The sequence below is a fragment of the Pseudomonas sp. PS1(2021) genome, assembly GCF_020405165.1.
Lineage (GTDB): Bacteria > Pseudomonadota > Gammaproteobacteria > Pseudomonadales > Pseudomonadaceae > Pseudomonas > Pseudomonas aeruginosa.
This window is the reverse complement of the sequence record NZ_CP084484.1, coordinates 3,872,581-3,894,025: the sequence shown is the minus strand read 5'-3', so window position 1 is coordinate 3,894,025 and position 21,445 is coordinate 3,872,581. Positions and strand designations below refer to the sequence as shown.

Annotated in this window: 14 protein-coding genes and 1 pseudogene; 9 read left to right on the top strand and 6 right to left on the bottom strand. The window is 58.0% G+C overall.

Translation table 11 applies throughout. The features are described 5' to 3' along the window. The first annotated feature begins 153 nt into the window (after positions 1-153). Genes hsdR through LE197_RS18695 form a run of 9 tightly spaced genes read left to right on the top strand, consistent with a single transcriptional unit; the run spans position 154 to position 17,201 of the window. Entirely contained in the window at positions 154-2,520 is a 2,367-nt protein-coding gene (gene hsdR, locus LE197_RS18735) for an EcoAI/FtnUII family type I restriction enzme subunit R (protein ID WP_216891512.1), read from the top strand. Between the two features lie 38 nt (positions 2,521-2,558). After that, positions 2,559-3,878 (top strand): HNH endonuclease, encoded by a 1,320-nt coding sequence (locus tag LE197_RS18730; protein WP_226033684.1) that lies wholly within the window; start codon positions 2,559-2,561, stop codon positions 3,876-3,878. Positions 3,879-3,880: 2 nt separating this feature from the next. Beyond that, entirely contained in the window at positions 3,881-5,350 is a 1,470-nt protein-coding gene (locus LE197_RS18725; RefSeq protein WP_226033683.1) for a type I restriction-modification system subunit M, read from the top strand. Then, a complete protein-coding gene (locus LE197_RS18720; RefSeq protein ID WP_226033682.1) occupies positions 5,347-7,059 on the top strand; it encodes a restriction endonuclease subunit S in 1,713 nt (570 codons plus the stop codon). The genes LE197_RS18725 and LE197_RS18720 overlap by 4 nt, the downstream gene beginning before the upstream one ends. Positions 7,060-7,089: 30 nt before the next feature. Further along, positions 7,090-9,069 (top strand): DUF262 domain-containing protein, encoded by a 1,980-nt coding sequence (locus tag LE197_RS18715; RefSeq protein ID WP_226033681.1) that lies wholly within the window; start codon positions 7,090-7,092, stop codon positions 9,067-9,069. Between the two features lie 38 nt (positions 9,070-9,107). After that, a complete protein-coding gene (gene zorA, locus LE197_RS18710) occupies positions 9,108-11,234 on the top strand; it encodes an anti-phage ZorAB system protein ZorA (protein ID WP_033987909.1) in 2,127 nt (708 codons plus the stop codon). Continuing rightward, the gene (locus tag LE197_RS18705; RefSeq protein ID WP_033987912.1) at positions 11,234-11,998 is read left to right on the top strand and encodes a flagellar motor protein MotB; all 765 of its coding nucleotides are present in this window, start codon (positions 11,234-11,236) and stop codon (positions 11,996-11,998) included. Before zorA ends, LE197_RS18705 begins: the two co-directional genes overlap by 1 nt. After that, positions 11,995-14,160 (top strand): EH signature domain-containing protein, encoded by a 2,166-nt coding sequence (locus tag LE197_RS18700; protein ID WP_033987914.1) that lies wholly within the window; start codon positions 11,995-11,997, stop codon positions 14,158-14,160. Before LE197_RS18705 ends, LE197_RS18700 begins: the two co-directional genes overlap by 4 nt. Beyond that, complete coding sequence (locus LE197_RS18695; protein WP_033987916.1) at positions 14,160-17,201, top strand: DEAD/DEAH box helicase; 3,042 nt, start codon at positions 14,160-14,162, stop codon at positions 17,199-17,201. The genes LE197_RS18700 and LE197_RS18695 overlap by 1 nt, the downstream gene beginning before the upstream one ends. A gap of 249 nt (positions 17,202-17,450) precedes the next feature. On the opposite strand, the gene LE197_RS18690 is transcribed toward LE197_RS18695, so the two are convergent. The 6 genes and pseudogenes from LE197_RS18690 to LE197_RS18665 all read right to left on the bottom strand — a co-directional run bounded on the left by LE197_RS18690 (position 17,451) and on the right by LE197_RS18665 (position 21,271). Continuing rightward, positions 17,451-17,720 carry a hypothetical protein gene (locus tag LE197_RS18690; RefSeq protein ID WP_003458515.1) on the bottom strand — a complete coding sequence of 90 codons (270 nt, stop codon included), beginning with the start codon at positions 17,718-17,720 and terminating at the stop codon, positions 17,451-17,453. Further along, positions 17,710-19,341, bottom strand: coding sequence for an IS66 family transposase (gene tnpC, locus LE197_RS18685; protein ID WP_413247425.1), 1,632 nt, complete (start codon positions 19,339-19,341; stop codon positions 17,710-17,712). The genes LE197_RS18690 and tnpC overlap by 11 nt, the downstream gene beginning before the upstream one ends. 108 nt (positions 19,342-19,449) lie before the next feature. Continuing rightward, positions 19,450-19,629, bottom strand: coding sequence for an IS66 family insertion sequence element accessory protein TnpB (gene tnpB, locus LE197_RS37330; protein WP_226034107.1), 180 nt, complete (start codon positions 19,627-19,629; stop codon positions 19,450-19,452). Positions 19,630-19,708: 79 nt separating this feature from the next. Beyond that, entirely contained in the window at positions 19,709-19,999 is a 291-nt protein-coding gene (tnpA, locus tag LE197_RS18675) for an IS66 family insertion sequence element accessory protein TnpA (RefSeq protein WP_004423344.1), read from the bottom strand. Between the two features lie 86 nt (positions 20,000-20,085). Further along, positions 20,086-20,412, bottom strand: a pseudogene (locus tag LE197_RS18670) (IS66 family transposase); the annotation flags it as partial. Continuing rightward, complete coding sequence (locus tag LE197_RS18665) at positions 20,339-21,271, bottom strand: site-specific integrase (RefSeq protein ID WP_071537056.1); 933 nt, start codon at positions 21,269-21,271, stop codon at positions 20,339-20,341. The gene LE197_RS18665 and the pseudogene LE197_RS18670, both read right to left, overlap by 74 nt. Between the last annotated feature and the right edge of the window lie 174 nt (positions 21,272-21,445).

The following is a 21,445-nucleotide window of genomic DNA, read 5'->3' as shown; positions in this document are numbered from 1 at the left end:
ATCGCACCAGGGCAGGCCGAAGTACCTCAGGGAAGGCCATTTATAGCGTTCACATACGTTTTGAAGTCCTCCGACGCCTATCACTGCCATCTGGTTCGATCTCCTGATGCTCATGATTTGAGCATGCGCATGGGTTTCGTTTAAGGCCGGAGCATGGACAAGAAATCGCTTTCCGAGCGTGATATCTGCAGCAAATTCATTTCCCCTGCCATTGGTAACGCTGGCTGGGATTTGCATAAGCAGGTACGTGAGGAAGTCAGCTTCACCAAGGGACGCATTATCGTGCGCGGCAAAATGCACAGCCGTGGCGAGTCGCGTCGAGCTGACTACATCCTCTATCACCAGCAGAACCTGCCCATTGCCGTGATCGAGGCGAAGGATAACAAGCACTCGCTCGGCTCCGGCATGCAACAGGCCCTCGGCTATGCCGAGGCGCTCGACGTGCCGTTCGTGTTTTCCAGCAATGGCGATGGCTTTCTGTTCCATGATCGCAGCGGCACCGGCGCGCAGGTTGAAACCGAGCTAGGGCTCGACCAGTTTCCCAGCCCGGACGAGCTATGGCAGCGGTATTGCCAATGGAAAGGCCTGGATGGCGCCGCTCGGCAAAAGATCGAGGCGCCCTACTACGACGACGGCTCCGGGCGCATGCCGCGCTACTACCAGATGAATGCCATCAACCGCACGGTTGAGGCCGTAGCGCGTGGTCAGGATCGCGTTCTGCTGGTGATGGCCACCGGTACCGGCAAGACTTACACCGCGTTTCAGATCATCTGGCGGTTGTGGAAGTCGAAGCAGAAGAAACGCATCCTCTTCCTCGCTGACCGCAATATTCTGGTCGACCAGACCAAGAACAACGACTTCAAGCCCTTCGGCCAGGCGATGACCAAGATCGCCAAGCGCCAGATCGAGAAGTCTTACGAGATCTACCTGTCGCTGTACCAGGCAGTAACTGGCTCCGAGGAAGAAAAGAACGTCTACAAGCAGTTCTCCCCGGACTTCTTCGACCTGGTTGTGATCGACGAATGCCACCGTGGCAGCGCCGCGGAAGATTCCGCTTGGCGCGAGATCCTCGAGTACTTCTCCAGCGCCACTCACGTCGGCCTGACCGCCACGCCCAAGGAAACCAAAGACGTTTCCAGCATCACCTATTTCGGTGAGCCGGTGTACAGCTATACCTTGAAGCAAGGCATCGAGGACGGCTTCCTCGCCCCCTATAAAGTTGTGCGTATCGACTTCGACAAGGACCTGCAAGGCTGGCGCCCGCCCAAGGGCATGCTCGACAAGAACGGCGAGCTGATCGAAGACCGCATCTACGACCTCAAGGATATGGATCGCCATTTGGTCATCGAAGCGCGTACCCAGATGGTGGCGCAGAAGGTCACCGAGTTCCTCAAGGCCACCGACCCGTTCCAGAAGACCATCATCTTCTGCGATGACATCAACCACGCCGAGCGCATGCGCCAGGCCCTGGTCAACCTCAATCCTGAGCGTATTGCCGAGAATCGCAAGTACGTCATGCGCATCACCGGCGATGACCAGGAAGGCAAGGCCGAGCTGGACAACTTCATCAACCCGGAGGCGCGCTATCCGGTCATCGCCACAACCAGCAAGCTGATGACCACCGGCGTCGATGCCCAGACCTGCAAGCTCGTGGTGCTCGACCAGCACATCAAGTCGATGACCGAATTCAAGCAGATCATCGGGCGCGGCACGCGCATCAACGAGGACTACGGCAAGTTCTGGTTCACCATCATGGACTTCAAAAAAGCCACCGAGCTGTTCGCCGATCCTGCATTCGATGGCGAACCCGTGGTGATCTACAGCCCCGAAGGCGATGACTCGCCCGTGCCGCCAGATAGTCCTCTGGCGGATGAGGAAGGCATCGTTGACGGTGGCGATTGGCTGCCCGAGGGCGACGAAACAGATGGCGGCGAAGAGGGCAAAAAGCGCATCAAGTACGTGATCGACAACGTGCCGATCCACGTTATTGCAGAGCGCGTGCAGTACTACGGACCGGACGGCAAGCTGATCACCGAATCGCTGCGCGACTACACCCGCAGCTGCGTGAAAAAGCAGTTTGCCTCGCTGGATGACTTCCTGCGCCGCTGGACGGATGCCGAGCAGAAGAAGGCCATCATCGACGAACTCGCCGCTCAAGGTGTGATGTGGGAAGCCCTGGACGAGGAAGTGCAGGCCAAGCGCGGCCAGCCGCTCGACCCCTTCGACCTGATCTGCCATATCGCCTTCGACCAGCCGCCGCTGACTCGCAGGGAGCGCGCCGAGCAGGTGAAAAAACGCAATTACTTCGCCAAATACTCCGGTGCCGCCCGCCAGGTGCTGGAGGCCTTGTTAGATAAGTACGCCGACACCGGCATCGAGCACATCGAAGACATCAAGATTCTCCAGCTCGATCCTTTCAGCCAGATCGGTGCGCCGGTTGAGTTGGTCAGGGCGTTTGGCGGTAAGCCTGGTTATCAGCAGGCGATTCAGGAGTTGGAGAGTGAGCTCTATGCATCCTGATAGGCGGCCGGCTTATCCGCGTGTTTTAAGGACCGAGTATGGAGCTTAAGGACAAGGGGCAGTGGCGCACTTTCTTGGCCTCTGCCATGGACAGCCCACCGACGGTTACGCCTGCCCGAGCTATCAGGCCGGTAAGCACTGACGAATACCGGCAGGCATTGCAGAGCTTGGCGCCCGCAATCACTGAGAAGCAGCGGCGCATGCTCATCGGGCATGCCCAGGCTCCAGGCCACGCAATCACCATGTCCGAACTCGCTGCTCTGGTGGGGTTCCCGGGTTACAGCGCTGCAAATTTGCAGTACGGCCTTTTGGCCGGAAAGTTGGCTGATGCCCTGGGCGTCCCGCGTCCGAGCTTTCTGGTGTACGTCCTTGCCAGTTTTGATGACGATCCAGGTACGTCTCACAGCCGAGCTCATATGTACCCCGAGCTCGTCGAGGCGCTGCAGCAACTGGGTTGGGCTGAGAGCGAGCCTATGAATTGGGACGAGGGTTCGACCACAGATGTGGGCGGTGACGCGCTGACAATTCAGCAACTGATGATGACGCTAGAGCGCCATGGGTTCACTCGACCTGTGCAATCAGGCCTGAAAGTGCTGCGTATGGAACATCCGTTGCTGCCTCAGCCGTTATTCATCAAACAAAGCACCAGCGCTCAAGCTCGGCCAAAGACACCGTTGGTGTTGCATCCGGATTACGAAAGCCAGCTACCTGAGCTGCTAGCCATCAGCGGTGTTGAACGCAGCGATGGGCGTTACTACCACAACAGCAACCTGCGGGGCTTTCCCAAGCGCCGTAACGGTGGGGCTACTGATATCGCCTACGGCTTGGATCTTGGCTTTCGGCACGTCGCCGCCCTGGAGCGGTTGTTGGTGCATCTTCTGGGTAAGGCGTCAGATACTGCGACTCAGGAGCCCAGCCATACCAACGTGCTCTTGCCGAATGACTGTGGCTTGCAAGACCAGGCAGTAACCGACACCGAGCGTGACGCCCTGATCAAGGTCCGCGTCGGTCAGAGTGGTTATCGCGATGATCTGTTGGCCTACTGGGGTGGCTGTGCGGTGACCGATTGCAGCGTACCGGAGCTGCTGCGCGCCTCGCATATCAAACCCTGGCGCGCTGCCAGCCCGGCCGAGCGGCTCGATCCATTCAATGGCCTGCTGCTCACACCCAACCTCGATCTTGCCTTCGACCAGGGTCTGATCAGTTTCGACGACCAGGGGCAGATTCTGATAGGTGAGGATCTCGACCCCGACAGCGCCCGTGCGCTCAACATCACCCCCGAACTTCGGCTGCGCCAGATTGAGCCGCGTCATCGCGCTTATCTGGCTTGGCACCGTGAACACCTGTTTAGGAAGTAAGCATGTCCATCAGCAGCACCATCAAATCCATCCAGGACATCATGCGCAAGGACGTCGGCGTCGACGGCGACGCTCAGCGCATTGGCCAGCTCGTGTGGATGCTGTTCCTCAAGATCTTCGATGACCGCGAGCAGGAGTGGGAACTGCTGGATGACGCCTATCGCTCGCCGATTCCAGAAAGCTGCCGCTGGCGCACCTGGGCTGCCGACCCGGAAGGCATTACTGGTGACGAGCTGAAGAACTTCATCGACAACAACCTGTTCCCGCAGCTGCAGAACCTCCACGAATACAGCACCACTCCAGCCGCCTACGTGGTGCGTGGCGTATTCGAGGATGCCTACAACTACATGAAGTCCGGCCAGCTTATCCGCCAGGTGATCAACAAGATCCAGGAGGGTGTGGACTTCAACAAGGCGCAAGAGCGTCATGCCTTCGGCGACATGTACGAGCAGTTGCTGCGCGACCTGCAGAATGCCGGCAACGCTGGTGAGTTCTACACGCCGCGCCCGGTCACCGAGTTTATGGTGCGCATGGTCGATCCCAAGCTGGACGAGAAGGTCATGGACCCGGCCTGCGGCACTGGCGGCTTCCTTACCTGCACCATCGAGCACAAGCGCAAGCGCTACGTGAATACCGCCGAGGACGAGCGCGTGCTGCAAGCCAGCATCTTCGGCGTGGAGAAAAAGCCGCTGCCGCACCTGCTGGCCACCACCAATATGATCCTGCACGGCATCGAGGTGCCCAGCCAGATCAAGCACGACAATACCCTGAGCCGCCCGCTGATCAGCTGGGGGCCGGGCGAGCGAGTCGACTGCATCGTCGCCAACCCGCCGTTCGGTGGGATGGAAGAAGATGGCATCGAAACCAACTTCCCCGCCGCCTTCCGCACCCGCGAGACTGCCGACCTGTTCCTAGTGCTGATCATGCACCTGCTCAAAGACGGTGGCCGCGCCGCCGTGGTGTTGCCGGACGGCTTCCTGTTCGGCGAAGGCATCAAGAGCCGCATCAAGGAAAAGCTGCTCACCGAGTGCAACCTGCACACCATCGTTCGCCTGCCCAACGGCGTGTTCAACCCCTACACCGGCATCAAGACCAACCTGCTGTTCTTCACCAAGGGCACGCCGACCAAAGAGGTGTGGTTCTACGAGCACCAGTACCCGGCCGGCTACAAGAGCTACTCCAAGACAAAGCCCATGCGCATTGAGGAGTTCGCGGTGGAGGAGGCCTGGTGGGGCAGCGAGGCCGATGGCTTTGCCGCGCGGGTGGAAAACGAGTTTGCCTGGAAGGTCAGCTTCGACTATCTGCAAGGCCGCAACTGGAACCTGGACTGCAAGAACCCCCATGTGGGCGAGCAGGTCAGCCACGATCCGGAAGAGCTGCTGCGCAACTACGCGGCCCTGCAAGGCGAGATCGGCGAGCTGCGCGACCAGCTCAAGGCCGTGCTGGCTGAAGCCCTGGAGCGCCAGGTATGACCGCGTTGCTCACCGACAACCTGCCGCTGCTGGCGGGTGCACCGAATGGCATCAAGAAGCTGCGCGAGCTGATTCTGGAGCTGGCGGTGCGCGGCAAGTTGGTGCCGCAAGATCCGAATGATGAGCCGGCTAGTGGGTTGCTTAAGCGGATTGCTGAGGAAAAGGCGCGGTTGGTGGCTGAGGGAAAGATCAAGAAAACGAAGGCACTGCCAGAAGTATCTGAAGAAGAGCAGTTTTTTGAGCTGCCGATTGGGTGGACGTGGTGTCGCCTGCAAGATGCATTCGATGTAAGAGATGGAACACATGACACACCTAAGTATCAGCCGTCTGGATACCCGCTGGTAACCAGCAAAAATCTCTCCACAGGAAAGCTTGACCTTAATGATGTCAAATTCATATCTGAAGAGGATCATCTGAAAATTTCCGCACGTTCAAAGGTTGATCGCGGAGATATCTTGTTTGCAATGATTGGCAGCATTGGGAATCCGGTCGTTGTGGATACGGATATTCCCTTCAGCATCAAAAATGTTGCCCTCCTAAAGCGGTATGCACCAGGGCAAATCAGCACAGATTTTTTGCTGCTCTATCTATTGGTGGCCGCCGCTGATATGCGAGAAAAATCTGCTGGCGGAGTACAGTCATTTGTCTCTCTAGGTTCGATTCGCTTGTACCCATTTGCTTTTCCCGCCTTGAGCGAACAACACCGCATCGTCGCCAAAGTCGATGAGCTGATGGCCCTATGCGACCGATTGGAAGCCCGGCAGGCCGATGCCGAAAGCGCTCACGCCCAACTGGTGCAGGCGCTGCTGGATAGCCTGACCCAGGCCCGCGATGCCGAGGACTTTGCGCAAAGCTGGCAGCGCCTGGCCGAACACTTTCACACCCTGTTCACCACCGAATCCAGCATCGACGCCCTCAAGCAAACCCTGCTGCAACTGGCGGTGATGGGCAAACTGGTGCCACAAGATCCGAGCGATGAGCCGGCCAGTGAGCTGCTGAAGCGGATTGCCGAGGAAAAGGCGACTTTGATTGCAGAAGGCAAAATCAGAAAGCAGAAGCAGCTTGCAGAGATCACTGAGGAAGAGAAGCTGTTTGAGCTAGCAACGGGGTGGGAGTGGAGCCGCTTGGGTGAGCAGGTGATTGAAAGTGGTGCTGGTTGGAGTCCTAGTTGCGAACCGAGGCCAAGGGAAGGAAACGACTGGGGGGTTCTGAAAGTCAGTGCCGTTTCATGGGGTGTTTACCGCCCCGAGGAAAACAAGGCGCTTCCAGTGAGCTTGGAAGCCCGACCCGAGCATGAGGTTGCAGAAGGCGATTTCCTAGTTTCCCGTGCCAACACTGCGGAGCTCGTAGCACGTAGTGTCGTGGTGGATTCGACACCGAGCCGTTTGATGCTAAGTGACAAGATCGTACGGCTGCGGCTGACAAAACTTTGTGATGCCCATTATTTAAACTTAGTAAACAGTGCCACACATGCTCGCCAGTACTATGCCCGGGTAGCAGGAGGCACTAGCAGCTCCATGAAGAACGTTTCGCGCGAGCAGATCCTTAGCTTGCCAATTGCTGTACCTCCGCTCCCGGAACAACATCGCATCGTCGCCAAAGTCGATCAGCTGATGGCGTTCTGCGACCAACTTAAAGCCCGTCTTCATCAGGCCCGCCAGGTGCATGAGCAACTGGCCAATGCCCTGGTCGAGCAGGCCGTGGCCTGACAAGCACAAGAATATTGATAAGGACGTCCCATGCGCCCCGACAAGAAAACCGTCACTGAACTGTTTAATGACCGGCAGCAGTATCTGATCCCCCTCTTTCAGCGGGGTTATGTGTGGTCGCTGAACGAGCAGGTGCAGCCGCTGTGGGAGGACCTGATCGACCGCCTGGAGGCCATCGTCCAGCATCGGGCCGATGCTCAAGCGGTGGGGGCGGGTAAGCTCAGGCCGCTGCGCCGGCACTTTCTCGGTACCGTGGTGATTGGCAGCCTCAAGGGCGGCAGCAGTGATGCGGTGGGCAACCGCGATGTGATCGACGGTCAGCAGCGCATCACCACCCTGCAGATTCTGTTGTTGGCGTTTCGCGACCTGGTGGCACCGCTGGGTGACGATGCGCTGAGCTATGACCTCAAGCCGCTGACACAGAATATCGGCAAGTACCGTCAGGCCAGCGACACGCTCAAGGTGCTGCCGACCAATGTCGGCCGCGATGTGATGCAGGCCCTGGCCGAGCTGGGTAGCGTCGAGAAGATCTGCGAGCGCTTCCCGGCCAAGGTCGGCCGGCAGCATCAGGAGCGCCCGGCGATGGTGCGTGCCTACCTGTTCTTCCATGCCATGGTGGCCTGCCACCTGCGCGGCTTGCGCTACGACGACCCGCTGCCGGGGGCCGCGGCTGACGATGACACCCGAGTGGTGGATGTGGTGATGAACTCCATCGATTCGGACAACCAGCTAAAACTGCCTGGCGCCGAGTTGCCGCTCGACGCCGAGCGTGGGCACACGCTCCTTGCCGCCCTGCGCGAGGGCTTCCAGATCATGTCGCTGGAGCTGGAGGACGAGGACGATCCGCAGATCATCTTCGAAACCCTCAATGCCCGTGGTGCGCCGCTGCTGCCGAGCGACCTGATTCGTAACTTCATCTTCCTCCACGCCACCCGTAACGGCGAGGACGTGGATGAGCTATACCGCGAGGGCTGGCAGCACTTCGACGAGACGGTGGACACCAGCACCGGCAAGGGCGCCAAGTTCTGGAAGCAGCAGGAACGCCAGGGCCGCCTGAAGAACTCGCGCCTGGATCTGTTGCTGTATCACTACGTGGGCATGCGCAAATGCGAGGACCTGAAGGTTGCCCACGTGTTCAACGAGTTCAAAGACTGGTGGCAGGACGAGCCGCGCGAAACCCAGCGCGAGCTGGCGCGCATCACGCACCTGGCGGGGTATTTCCAGACCTTTATGGTGCCGGGGCAGGCGAGCCGCTTCGATCTGTTCTGCCGGCGCCTGAAGCTGCTGGATGTGTCCACGGTGACACCGCTGGTGCTGTACCTGCTGGAGCACCATAAGCCGGATTCCGCCGAGCTCCTGCAGGCCATCGGTGACCTGGAGTCTTACCTGGTGCGCCGCTTTATCTGTGGCTACACCACCAAGAGCTACAACCGCACCTTCCTCAACCGCCTGCTGGCGGAGATGGTGCGCGAGCAGAAGACCGATGCCGCGACCCTGCGCAGCAAGCTGCTGTCCCTTCAGGGCGAAAGCCAGTGCTGGCCGGATGACGAGACCTTCGCCCGCGACTGGTGCCACCGCCGTCTCTATCAGGGGCGCAATACCGGCAAGGTGCGCGCGGTTCTCGAAGCGCTGGAGCTGACCATGCGCGGCAGCAAGCAGGAGAGTCTGGTGCTGCCCGATGGCCTGACCGTGGAGCATGTGTTGCCGCAGAAGTGGCAGACGAACTGGCCGCTAGCGGACGACACACCGGAGAACCAGGAAAAGCGCAACCGCCTGCTGCACAGTATTGGCAACCTCACGCTGGTGACCCAGGCCTTCAACTCCGCCCTGAGCAACGAACCCTTCGCCGTGAAGCGTCAGGAGATCGTCACCACCAGCCTGCTGATGCTCAACACCCACTTCCAGCGCTATGACGACAACGATGCCTGGGATGAGGACGAGATCGTGTCGCGGGCGGACAGCCTGTTTGCCTATGCGCTGAAGATTTGGCCACTGCCGAAGACACACTGAACCACTGGCTATTCGCATTTCGATTTTGGTGACCTGAGATGATGGACCTGCTGCAACACTTGATCCCTGATTTCGCCCATATGTTCAGTGCCAATCCCAATGGCATCAGTGCCTGGTTTTGGTCTGCGACGGCAGTAATTTTCGTCTTGTCGCTTTACTTCCTGTTTGTGCACTTCCGCCGTTTTCGTACCCGGCTGCGTGCCCTGCGTTCTTTGCTTGAAGGGCAAAGCAAGGAAACCCTGGCGCTTAGCCGACGTGAAACCATGCAAAAGGCGCAGGGCTTGGACGCGCCCAATGTCGGCATGCTGTGGCGTGAGTTCGACGAAAGCCTGGTGCTGTCGTCCGATCAGAAGCATCTGTTCAATACGCTGGATGCCGAGCATTTCTTCAATGCCCGAACCTTGGCTCCCGGCCTGACAGCCAGCCGCTTGCTGGCTGCTGCACCGAGCTTCCTGGTGGCCATCGGTGTGCTCGGCACATTCGTGGGCCTGACGGTGGGCCTGGAAGGATTGGTCGGCACCTCGGATGAGATCGAGGCACTCAAGGGCGGCATCAACAAGCTGATTTCCGGTGCTGCCGTAGCTTTCATGACGTCGGTATGGGGGGTGTTCTTCAGCCTGTTGCTGAACTTTGTCGAAAAGATGTTCGAGCGTTCAGCGCTGGGCCAGATCCAGCAGCTGCAGCACGATATCGATTTCCTCTATCCGCGTATTCCCGCCGAGCAGTCGCTGGTGCATATCGCCGAGTACGGCAAGGAGAGCAAGGAAGCGCTACAGGAGCTGCACGAGCGAATTGGCGATCGTCTACAGGAAACGCTCAATGGCATGAGCGAAGCGATGCAGACGGCGCTGACCGATGCCCTGAACAACATCATGGCGCCAGCCATCCAGACTCTGGTCAGCACCACCAGCCAGCAGTCCACGCAGGTGCTGGAAAAGCTGGTAGGTAATTTCATGGACGGCATGACCTCTGTGGGCCGTGAGCAGGGCTTGCAGATGCAGCAGGCGGCGGCTGACGTGAACGCTGCAGTGAGTGGCATGAGTGAGCGCCTGAACCAATTGTTCAGCAGCCTGAATGAACAGCAGGGTCGACAGATGGAAGTGGCTCAGCAACAGAGTGCGGCCTTCGAGACGCAGTTGCAGCGCATCAGTGGTTCTGCCGAAGAGCGCCAGGCACAGATGGAGCAACGCTTTGCCGAGTTGATGTCAGGGCTGACGAACCAGTTGCAGACCCAGCTGGGTACTGCCCAGCAGCGCGACGAGGAGCGCCAGGTGCTGTTCGAGCGCCTGCTTGGCCAGGCTAGCAGCAGCCAGACGGCGATGTTGGAGCAATTTTCCAGCTCAACCCGCGAGCAGATGCAAGCGATGGCTGAGGCGGGCAACGAGCGCCACAGCAATCTGGAGAAGGTGTTCTCTCGTTTGATGATGAACCTCAACACCCAGCTCGATTCGCAAATGGGCGCGGCAGAGCAGCGTGAGCAGGCACGCCAACAGCGCTTCCAGGAGCAGCTCGACCAGGTGTCGACGCACCAGCAGGAATTGCTCACCAGTCTGGCCACTGCTGTGCAGGCGACCCAGCAGCAAAGCCGCTTGATGGCGGATCAGCATCAGCAGTTGCTGGGCCAGCTCAAGCAGGTGTCGGAAGCGACTGCACAAAGCAGCAAGCATCTGGACAGCAGTGCGAATCAGCTTGGGCTTCTATCCGCGAATCTGCGCCAGGCTGCCGATACCTTGGGCCAGCGACTGGAAGCCGTCACTCATGGTGTCGAGAAAGCTGGCCAGCAGAACGCCGAGCTCGCGGCGCAGTTGCAAGGCCAGGCCGCTACCCTGGCGCAGCTGCAGGCCACGTTGCTGGAGGGTGCGCAGCGCTTCGAGCAAGCAGCCAGTGAGGCGCGTAACGGCTTTGGCGAGATGAAATCCGCTCAGCAGGAGTTTCTCTCTGGCGTACGCCACGAATTCACCGCGTTGGGAGAAAAGTTGCGTGAGCAGGTCGAGGCGGTAGAGAAGCAAGCCGAGGAATGGCTGCGCAGTTATGCCGGCGAGGTGCGTGTGCAGACTGATGAGCGAATGAACCAGTGGAATGAGGTATCGCTGAAGTATGCCGATCAGATGCACCGCGTCGTGCAGAACATGAGCAGTATTCTGGATGAACTGGAGGCACGCTGATGCGCCTGGGTAAATCCAAGGAAGTGAGCGTCGACGAAGAGAACCCTTACTGGATGTCATTCTCAGACATCATGTCGGCGCTATTGGTGATCTTCATCCTGGCTTCGGTGATTCTGATCCTGCAGTTGATGGAAATTCAGAAGAAGTTGAAAGAGCGCGAGGTGCAGTTTGAGCAAGAGCTGGTCGAGCTGAAGAAAGCAGAGCAGGTGCGCCGCACCATTCTTGATGAGGCCGTGGAGGCCCTGCGCAAACGCGGCATCAAGGTCGAGGTGAGCGAGAACCATACGGTCCTGAGTATTCCCAACGATCTGCTGGGTTTCGACACAGGTGCCTATGACATTCATGCCGCCTATCAGGCGCGTGCTCTGGAGATTGGCAAGGTCATCAATGAGGTGATCTCGCGAGAGGATCGAGTCGAGTTCCTCGATACGATCTTCATCGAGGGGCATACGGACAATCGTCCGCTCCAGGGCTTTATGGGCAAAGGCAACTGGGGGCTCTCAACCTTCCGTGCCATTTCTCTCTGGCAGTTCTGGGGCAGCGCGCTGTCCGCCGATGAGCAACTGGCAAGGCTGAAGAATAAGGATGGCAAGCCACTGTTCTCGGTTAGCGGTTACGGCGAAACCCGCCCCGTTTTGGTCGACCAGCAGACTGAGGATGACTTCAAGCGCAACCGACGCATCGATATCCGCTTCACCATTCGTCGTCCCGACAGCGCTCAGTACGAGCAGGTGCGTGAGCGTCTGGAGGAGGTCAAGCCGTGAAGTTGCCTCCTGTTCACATGCCGGTCGCTGAATGGGCGCCCGTGGTGCGGGAGCGATGGACGGTGCTGGTCGAAAAGGTCGCTCGAATGAAGGCCGCAAGTGGCAAGAGCGATGCCTTTGACGCCATGTTGGCACGATTGCGCGACATGGCGAGTACGGGGCGTTTCGACGGCCTGCCTGAGCTGCTAAAACGTCGTCTCACTGCGCGTGCGTTGACCTGGTTGTGGCTCAACGACGAGGCCATGGGTAGGCGTTTGCTTAGTTCGCGTCTGCTTTCGGTGCTGGTCGATGCTCAGCAGCCGAGGCTGACACGTATCACCTTGCAGCAGTTGGCTCAGTTTTACTTTCGTCGCTTCGACAAGCTGGATGAGCACGATGGGCTGCGTGAGCAGCTTGAGCAGATTTTGCTCCAGCAACTGCATTTAATGCCCGAGCCCAAAGTAAGTGGCCCCCAGACTGATCCGCTGGTAACCCTCAAGCGTGATGGTCATTGGTTGTTGCCGCCTGACGGGCCAGTCCAACTGGTTGAGCGGGTACGCGACAGCGGCCATGAGCTGGGCCAGACCTTTGAGGTCATGGGATTGCAGGGCTTTGATGACGGGCGTTATGGCGATATCTGCCGGGCCCACTTCTACCTGGAAACCCTACGAGGGCTTGCGCCCGGTGAATACGACCCCGTGCTGGATGAGCTGCAGAAGCCCGCTGTGTCCAAGGCTCCGTACGAGGGCGAGCGTCGTATCGGCCATGTTGCGCTGGAGATTCTGATCGATCGTGCCGGACAGGAGCCGGGTGAGGTCTGGCAGAACTTTATTCTCAATCTGGCGGGGGATCCGCGGATCGCAAGTACCGCAGCCAACTACCGTGAGTGGTGGCAACCACTTGGTGAGGCGCGTATCCAGAAGGTGCGTGGTTGGTTGTCTAAGGAAGACCTTCGGTTGTTCCTGCAGGCGGTTGAGCAATATGGCTTGGAGTCGGGAAAGGAAGATCTCAAGCGTATGTTCCCGGCGCGCAAACTGTTCTTGGAGGGATTGTTTGCGCTCGGCTTGATCCGACATACGAGGTTGATGCTTGGCCGCAATGCCAAGCTGTCGGTGAAGCGTATTCTCGGAAGTGAGGTAAAAACCAGCTTCGCGGGCATGGATTCAGCCATGAGCGACAAGGCGGTGATCTATCTCGATTGTGGCGACTTCCATCTGGTCGAGGGCTCCCATAGTTTCAAAATTTGGGTTTACCTCGGCCAGCCAGGGCATTGGGTCAAGTCGTATGAGCGAAATCAGTTCTCGCACTTCGATCTGACAACGTCGTTGCCTAATCAATACAAGGCAGCCTACCCAAGCCTTCCCTACGAGGCAGTGACCCATAACGGTTCCTGGCAGCGTAAGGTGTTCGATTTCCTGGCGGATAACGGTATTGCGCTGGATATCGAAAAATTGCTTAGCCGGTCGGAGTACAAGGCATATTTGAGCAAATACGGCCTACCCGTCGTGAGGGGCAAGAAAGCGCGCGTTGAGCCACTGGTTCAGCAAAGCGCGAAGTCTGATTCGGCCCCAGTTTCTCAGGGTGGAGCAACCGGCTCTGTGTCCGCGCATCGTATGGCTGAACCGCGTCCTCCTGCTGTGGATGCTTTTGCCTCAGAAGCTCCAAGAGCCTCCGGCACCGAACTGACCGACACGCAATTATCGATTTTGGCCTACCTGTCCAAGCACCCGGAAAGCTTGATGGGTGATATTCGTCAAGCCCTAGAAGGCGATGAAGCACTCTTTTACGAGATCCAGGACGCTCTTCGAGGCAGTATTTCAAGCTACGTCCAACAGAACGAAGTCTTCCAATGGTCCTTATCCAGCAAGGGAGAGGCATTGTTGCGTAAAGCGGATTTAGATCCTGCACCCAACACCTCTGATGCAGACCAGCAACCTTTAAAGGCTACTTTGCAGCATTTGGGGACGTTTGACTTGCAGGTGCTGTGGTACTTCAAAAATAACCCAGGCGACAAGGTGCGCCACGCAGCGAACGTTTTCGGCGTCGAGGCGCGGGTGATTAATCAGGTGCTTTACGGTTCGTTGAAGGGCATGTGTGTGCAGGACAAGCAGTTCGGCTGGTCCGTTAATGAAACGACTCGCCTCTCACTTGAAGCGTTGGATAAACAGGACAGGGCTGAATAATGGGATTGATGGATATTTTCCGCTCGCTGATTGGTGAGCGGGACGGAGCGCTCAGTACCCAGCAAGGCTTTCAGTCTCAGCCTGATTCCAATGGCTTGAATTTCTATCTGCCCTTGCCGGCCTTCAAGGCACTGCAAGCCGGGCAGGGCAGTGCTTTAGAAAAAATTCAGCTGATAGTGCTCAACATGCTGGTTGAGCAAGGGATTGCCGAAAACACGGCCAACGGTTTTCACATCGGTGCCGAAGATATTGCGGGGATGGATCTTGAGCAGGCGGAAATCTTGCGTTTGCCGAGACGCTTGCCAGGGCACTTTCTAACCTCAATCAGTGGGCGCACGGGCAACAGTGGTTTTCGTGTGGCGATCACGCTGGAAATGCCGGACGGCCCTGCCAGCTTCAGTCGCAAAGGCCCCTATCTGTACCTGACCAGCAGTGAGTGCTATTGGCTGACGCCGGCTGAAATTATGGGGTTGCAGGCTTGGGAACTGCATGAGTCGTTAGGCCCAGAACAGCGAGGAGAGGCGGCTAATCTGCGCCTGATGGCCGAGCTGCAGACCGCTGCGCGCAGCGGGATGCGTATTGATCTTAGCCACTTTGAGCGGCTGGATGTGGTGGTGCCTCAGAACATCGGAGTTATCGCTACGCGTTTACCAGATGGCAGCCTCCAACTCTGCCCGAGCCTTGGGGATGGCTCCAGTGCTGACCAGCTGGAAAAACGCTGGTCGCAGTTGGATATGACCGCCGATGGTGGTGTGCTGCGCATCGACAATCGTGTGTTGCTGCTGGATCAGGCGCGGATGGATGGCATCCGTAATGTGCTGGCCAACAAACGTATCCCGGCTGATCAGGTCAACGAGTTTATTGCCACGCCAACGGCGTTTCTCGATGCTGCGCTGGTCAATCTTGAGGTGGGCTTTTCTGCCCGGGTTGCGGGTATTGGCAAGCTTCAGCACATGGATTTCGGTGTCCTGGATGCAACCAAGAATGACTGGTTTGCGCTTGATAAGCGCCCGGCACCTGCAGCGATCCTGAGCAAGCTGATTCAGTCTCCTGAGGATTTGCAGCGCTTCGAGGAGGTACTGCAGGCGGCTAATGAACAGGGTGCGACGAGTTTGTCGTTCGCGGGTGAGGTAATCGACATCTCTGACGCGCCGGCTGTTCAGCAAGAGCTGGCCAGGGCTCGCCAGAACATGACTGATGTGAGCGATAGCGAGCCGCACAGCGAGGAGGGTGTTCTCCCGGGGGAGGACAAGGAGAAAGTCGGGGTCATTCTCAAGGATGCCGACGAGATCAATTCTGCGCTGTTGCGTAAGGCTGCTGCTGCGACGCCGCTGGTGGTGCCAGATTGGTCGGCCTATGCCCGGGAGCCGTTCCCTCATCAGCGTGAGGGGATCGAGTGGATGCTGAAGCTGATGGGCGCAGCGTTGCAGGATGAAACTGATGATCTCTATCGCCTGCAGGGTGGTCTGCTTGCAGATGACATGGGCCTCGGCAAGACATACATGTCGCTGGTCGCAGTCGGGGAGTATCTGGCCAGCCAGCGCGCGGCTGGCAAGCCGCAGAAGCCGGTTCTGGTGGTGGCGCCACTGAGTCTGCTGGAAAACTGGGAGGATGAAGTCGGTAAGACCTTCGCCAGCATTCCGTTCCGCGATGTGGTGGTGCTGCAGTCGGGGCGGAGTCTGCGTGACTATCGCGTCAAAGGTGCTGAGCGTGAGTCGGTGCAGTTGGCGTCGATGATTGATGACAGTAGCGGCATGATGGATGAGCAGAGCATTCGCTATGCACTGCATGTGGGGCCTGAAGCAGGCGTGCATCGTCTGGATATGGACCGTCGCTTAGTGCTCACGACCTATCAGACCCTGCGTGATTATCAGTTCTCCCTGTGCCGAATCGACTGGGGCATGGTCATCTTCGACGAGGCGCAGAACATCAAGAACCCCAATGCGCTGCAGACTATTGCCGCTAAAGGGCTCAAGGCGGATTTCAAACTGTTGGCGACTGGCACGCCGGTGGAAAATAGCCTGGGCGATTTCTGGTGCCTGATGCATACGGTGCAGCCTGGCTTACTTGGTGGCTGGGAAAGCTTCCGCGATACCTGGATCAAGCCAATTCTGGCTGCAAGCGATGAAGAGCGTGATGAGGTACGGGCGCGTTTGGGCGAGCAGCTGCGGCGTGCTGTAGGCATATTCATGTTGCGGCGGGTTAAAGAAGATCAGCTCAAAGGTCTACCAGCCAAGACTATTCTCAGTGGTGTCGAGCAAGCCGATCATGGCCTGCAACGGTATGCGGCGCAGTTGGGTGTGGTGATGAAAGGCATCCAGTTGCAGGCCTACGACGAAGTCCTCGACAGCTATCGGGCTCGTCGTGCAAGCGCTGAGGATATGCGTGGTACCGCACTGGCGGCTTTGACTCAGCTTCGCTCCATTTCCCTGCACCCACGGCTGGAGAATGAGTCGGCGCTGTACAGCGAGGATGGCAAGCAGGCGCGACAACTGATGATGGAGTCCGGCAAGCTGGCGGTGCTGCTGCAGTTACTCGATGAGATCCGTAGCAAGGGTGAAAAGGTCATCCTGTTCATGATGACCAAGCGCCTGCAACGAGTCCTCAAGCTCTGGCTGGATCAGATCTATGACCTGAATGTAGCGGTGATCAATGGTGACACCCAGGCTGTGGCGACTCGCGCCGAGGATATGACGCGCAAGAAGCTAATTGCCGAGTTTGAAGCGAAAAGTGGCTTCAACATCCTGATCATGTCGCCAGTAGCCGCTGGTGTCGGTTTGACGGTGATTGGGGCCAACCATGTGGTGCATTTAGAGCGTCATTGGAACCCGGCTAAAGAAGCGCAAGCGTCCGATCGGGTTTACCGGATCGGCCAAACCAAGCCTGTGTTCATCCATCTGCCTGCCGTCACTCACCCCCAGTTTGATTCATTCGATGTGCACCTTGACCGCTTATTGCGCGGAAAGCTGATGCTTAAAGACGCGGTAGTGACACCAGAGGCGGTTAGTGAAAGTGAGATGATGCAATCGATGGGGCTTTGATTGGGACACAGGCGCTGTTTTGCAATCGAACTGCGGATTCCACGGATCTGGCCACCCATTCCACGCGCATCCGGCCACTGATTCCACGGCCATCCGGCCACCCAACCGGGTAGGCAGCTACGCAGGATTTCTTCACTACCATCGACCTCTTTTTCGAAGCAGAGAGGTCGTCGTGGAGCGTTTATCCATGCGTAAGATTCGCGAAGTACTACGTCTCAAGGTAAGCGTTCATTCCACGACGTACTGGACTTACTTTACGTCCCGAAGGGGCCTTAGCAATTCCGGTGAGACCTTGTACTGTTTCGTGCCGTTCTCGGCCAGGACGATCACGCTCTTGCGGTTGATCTTGGTGACGATCCCCATAGTCAAGCCAGTTCGGCTTTCGAAGGTCACCTTCAGCCCCACGTGCAGCCGACTCAGCGCCTGCAGGTTTTCTTGATCTTGCAGTTCATCAATGCGCCGGCAGATCATTCGGTTCAGCTCCAATAGCTGATCGATGCTCATGTCTTCAATGCGCATGGAGGGTGCCCTTTGGCTGTGCGGTCTGTCGATCAGAATGGCGCGGATCGATCAGCGAGCGTAACGGATTATCGGCGAACCGGGTCTTCCAGAGCCGAGGCGTCAGGTCAGCGACCTTGCTGGCCGGGTGCTGACTGATGCGCTGCAGCACGTCCACCAGATAGGTGTGTACGTTGATGTCGTGCAGTTTGCACGTAGTGATCAGGCTCTGGATGATGCCCACGTGTTCCGCGCCGAGTTCAGTCCAGCAGAACAGCCAGTTCTTGCGTCCCATGGGAATGGGGCGCAGGGCCCGTTCCAGGTGGTTGGTGTCTGGCTGGACGTCTGGGTCTTCCAGGAAGACGGTCAGGCTGGCTTCACGGCTGAGCACGTAGTTCAGTGCTTTGGTCAATAAATCACTGGGCAGCAGACCGCCCTGTGCCAGTTGATCCCGGCACCATTGGAAGAAGTCGCTGACCACCGGCTTTGAGTGGAGCAGCCGGTACTGGCGTTTCTTTTCGCCGGTCAGTTGCTGGACGCGGATCTCTTCTTCGTTGGTGTATAGCTTGGCAATCTGCTGAAGGGCTTCGGTGGCAGTTATCGGGTGGTCCTTCTGCGCCTCAATGAAGTAACGACGACTGTGCACCCAGCACTGCGCGTGGATGATGTTCTGCTGTGCGGCGGCATAGCGGGCATAAGCAGCATAGCCGTCACTGATCAGAGTTCCGCTGAACTGTTCGTTCAGTACCTGCTCGATATGGGCTCGGCCTCGACTGTTCGAGTAAGTGAACACCACTTCATCGGCATCGCCGTATAACGGCCAGAACCAGCCGGATTTCATCTTGCCTTTTTGTGGGCCTGCCCGACCCTGGTGGCCAGCTTTAATCGGCGTCTCATCCATCGCCAACACCCGGCTGCGCAGAACATTGTCGGTCTGGGCATCCACGATCGGCCGCAGCAGATCAATAGATCGCTTGATCAGATTGGTGAGGGTGCTGCGGCTGAGGGTAATACCCGCTTGCTGGATGCGTTGGTGTTGGCGATACAGCGGTAGGTGAAACTGGAACTTGTCGACCATCAGACCCGCCAACAAGCTGACGTCGGCCAGGCTGTTGTCCAGTACGTTGGACGGGGCCGGCGTGGTCACGGGCTTGTCGCTGCCCTTGCGCCGAAATACGGGGCGTTCCACTTGCAACACCACGTAACTGGACGTCCGCTGGGCCAGCCGATAGGTCGTTTTGGTGCCAAGGATGTCGTACTGGTCGGCGTCGGGGCCGCTTAGCTCCGGCGGCAGGTGTTCAACAACTTCCACTGGCACGTCCGCTGTAAAACGCAGACCCGTATCGTTCAGGCAGTCGTCGTCCCGCTGTTTCTTTCCGGTGCCTCGCTGATAAGCCCGAACCGGGCGTTTCTCCGCATCGAGAGGCTTCTCCGGGCTAGCCGCATCATTCGATTGGAACAGGCCGCCCTGCTCCGGGAGGTCATACACCTGCTTCTCGGACTTGGGGCCGAACAGCTGCTTCTTGAACCAGTCCAACTGCCGCTGCATGACCTGTAGCTGCTCACGCAACAGGGCATTCTCCTCGGCCAGTACCGAGTAGGAAGGGGCGTTGGAATAGGACGCGGAAGCCATTGAATTCATGGCCGATATTATACCGGAACACAACCCGCTACGTGCCCCGAAAACGCTTGAACTGACGGTACTTTTGCACCTCGATACCGTCAATCAGCAACTGGAGATCAGTCAGGTTTAAGGGCGCTGTCCCGAAGAAGACGGCCGTACCCGGAACTGCCCCTGCTCCAGTCGCTTGGCCCACAGGCAGTAGCCCGTGGGCGTGAAATACAACATCTTCATTTGGGTCTTGCGACGGTTAACGAAGACAAAATACTGCCCGCTGAGCGGATCTTGCTTGAGTTGATTGCGGACCAGAGCGCTCAGCCCCGGAAGGATTTACGCATATCCGTGGGCTCGGTGCACAGCCAGATCCGGGCCTGGCTATCCAGACCGATCATCTGATCTGGCTCAGCCTTAGCTCAACACCATTACCCAGGCTCAGCACGATATTCCAGCCGCTTCCGGGAGAGGCCGAGTCATCCATCAGCGATGACAGATCCAGGAAGCTGGCATAACCAGAATCCGCAGCCTCACCGACCGGCTGACTCAACAGGCGCTTGCGCCAACTACAGAAGCTGGCATAACCGAGTTTGTGCTCCTTGCAGAACTGCGTGGCCGACAGGCCGCTGTCACGCTGCTGACCGATTAGGACTTGCCACTGTTCTGCGGTGCGGTGTTTTCTCATGGAAATAACCTCGCGTTGTTGAATGCGAGGTCACTCTAGGGCGGAAGTCAGCGGGATGGCAGGATGTCTTGGAATGAACGCTTACACTAAACCAGTCGCCACCTATGCGGCAGCAGCTCCGTAATCTCACTTGCCCGCTGCGTCGGCAGGCGCGTGAGGACGTCCTTCAAATAGGCGTACGGGTCATGCCCGTTGAGTCGAGCTGACTGGATCAAACTCATGATCGCCGCTGCCCGTTTACCGCTGCGCAGTGAACCTGCAAAGAGCCAGTTCTTGCGCCCCAACGCCCATGGCCGGATCTGGTTCTCTGCCCAATTATTGTCAATGGGTACGGCGCCGTCATCGAGATAGCGCGACAGCGCCGTCCAGCGTTTGAGGCTGTAATCCAATGCTTTGCTGATGGCCGATCCGTCCAATCACCTGGCCCTTACCAAATCGTGCTGGTTTTTTCGGCTTGCGCACCTTAGTCAGATCCGCTCCAGCAACAACCCTCACGAAAATCATTAGCCCATCTCCGCAGCGCCTGTCACCGTATACACCAACCGACTCGGTCGACTGGTGCCCCATGATGTATGCCACGGCCTCATCACTCTCTCCCGATGCCTTCAGGTTTGAGCCCATTTGATGCCTGAAGCTTTTCAGTGTTGGATGCCGTTTGCGACGAGGCCATAGGGCTCGGCATTCTTTGCGCAAACGGTCTCGGATGGCGGTGTCTGTCCTGCAGCATTTGCTCATCCATTCTGCAGCCTCTGCGACGGCTTTGAGGACGGCAGGCCGATCAATAATCAGTGTCCTGTCCGCACCTCGATGCAAGGGCGCGCTTTTTTTGCCCCCAACGATGTGTACCTGGTTGCCAATTACTTTGATCGTGCGCATCTCGCAGGGACGGACACCCAAGTAGTAAGCCAGCACTGCACAGACGGCCTCATCATGAAAGTCACGTGAGCGCAGGTGCAGAATGAGCTCCCAGAAATCATCATCGGAAACGGTGCGGACTTTCTTGGGCTTCGGCTTTCTCGGTAGTGTCGAGCCAAGCGCTGTCACCGGGTTGACCAGATGTCGGATCGCTTTCGCCACGTCTGGGTTGCCGCGAGCTACCTGGTCGTGTGCTAACGCGCTCTTAAGCGTGCTGAAGCTGTTCGGACGATACGCTTGAGCTTGAGCGAGCAAAGCCGCGCAAATTTGCGCAGAATTGGGGGTGTCCGTGCCACAGTGTGCGCGGTAAAAATTTGTCGCCCGGGTCTGGTATTTTTTCAAGGTACTCTGGTGCATGGCAGTCATCTCTTCTTGTTGTTTTTGATGACAAAGCTAAGCCGCTCCGCGAACGGCGTTGGAGCAGTCCAGACTCCTCTGAAACCCCTCCGCCTGCGCTACGTGTTTTCTCGTTCCGTCTGAACTGCCCCAACGCCCCCTTACTCGCGCCGCGAGTAAGGGGCGCGGGCTCTC

Excerpts from the sequence above, each read along its gene's own strand:
- LE197_RS18715 (WP_226033681.1), top strand. The coding sequence starts at position 7,090 with ATGCGCCCCGACAAGAAAACCGTCACTGAACTGTTTAATGACCGGCAG.
- hsdR (WP_216891512.1), top strand. The coding sequence starts at position 154 with ATGGACAAGAAATCGCTTTCCGAGCGTGATATCTGCAGCAAATTCATT.
- LE197_RS18695 (WP_033987916.1), top strand. The coding sequence starts at position 14,160 with ATGGGATTGATGGATATTTTCCGCTCGCTGATTGGTGAGCGGGACGGA.
- LE197_RS18725 (WP_226033683.1), top strand. The coding sequence starts at position 3,881 with ATGTCCATCAGCAGCACCATCAAATCCATCCAGGACATCATGCGCAAG.
- LE197_RS18730 (WP_226033684.1), top strand. The coding sequence starts at position 2,559 with ATGGAGCTTAAGGACAAGGGGCAGTGGCGCACTTTCTTGGCCTCTGCC.
- LE197_RS18665 (WP_071537056.1), bottom strand. The coding sequence starts at position 21,271 with ATGCACCAGAGTACCTTGAAAAAATACCAGACCCGGGCGACAAATTTT.
- tnpC (WP_413247425.1), bottom strand. The coding sequence starts at position 19,341 with ATGAATTCAATGGCTTCCGCGTCCTATTCCAACGCCCCTTCCTACTCG.
- LE197_RS18705 (WP_033987912.1), top strand. The coding sequence starts at position 11,234 with ATGCGCCTGGGTAAATCCAAGGAAGTGAGCGTCGACGAAGAGAACCCT.
- tnpA (WP_004423344.1), bottom strand. The coding sequence starts at position 19,999 with ATGAGAAAACACCGCACCGCAGAACAGTGGCAAGTCCTAATCGGTCAG.
- LE197_RS18720 (WP_226033682.1), top strand. The coding sequence starts at position 5,347 with ATGACCGCGTTGCTCACCGACAACCTGCCGCTGCTGGCGGGTGCACCG.
- zorA (WP_033987909.1), top strand. The coding sequence starts at position 9,108 with ATGATGGACCTGCTGCAACACTTGATCCCTGATTTCGCCCATATGTTC.
- LE197_RS18690 (WP_003458515.1), bottom strand. The coding sequence starts at position 17,720 with ATGCGCATTGAAGACATGAGCATCGATCAGCTATTGGAGCTGAACCGA.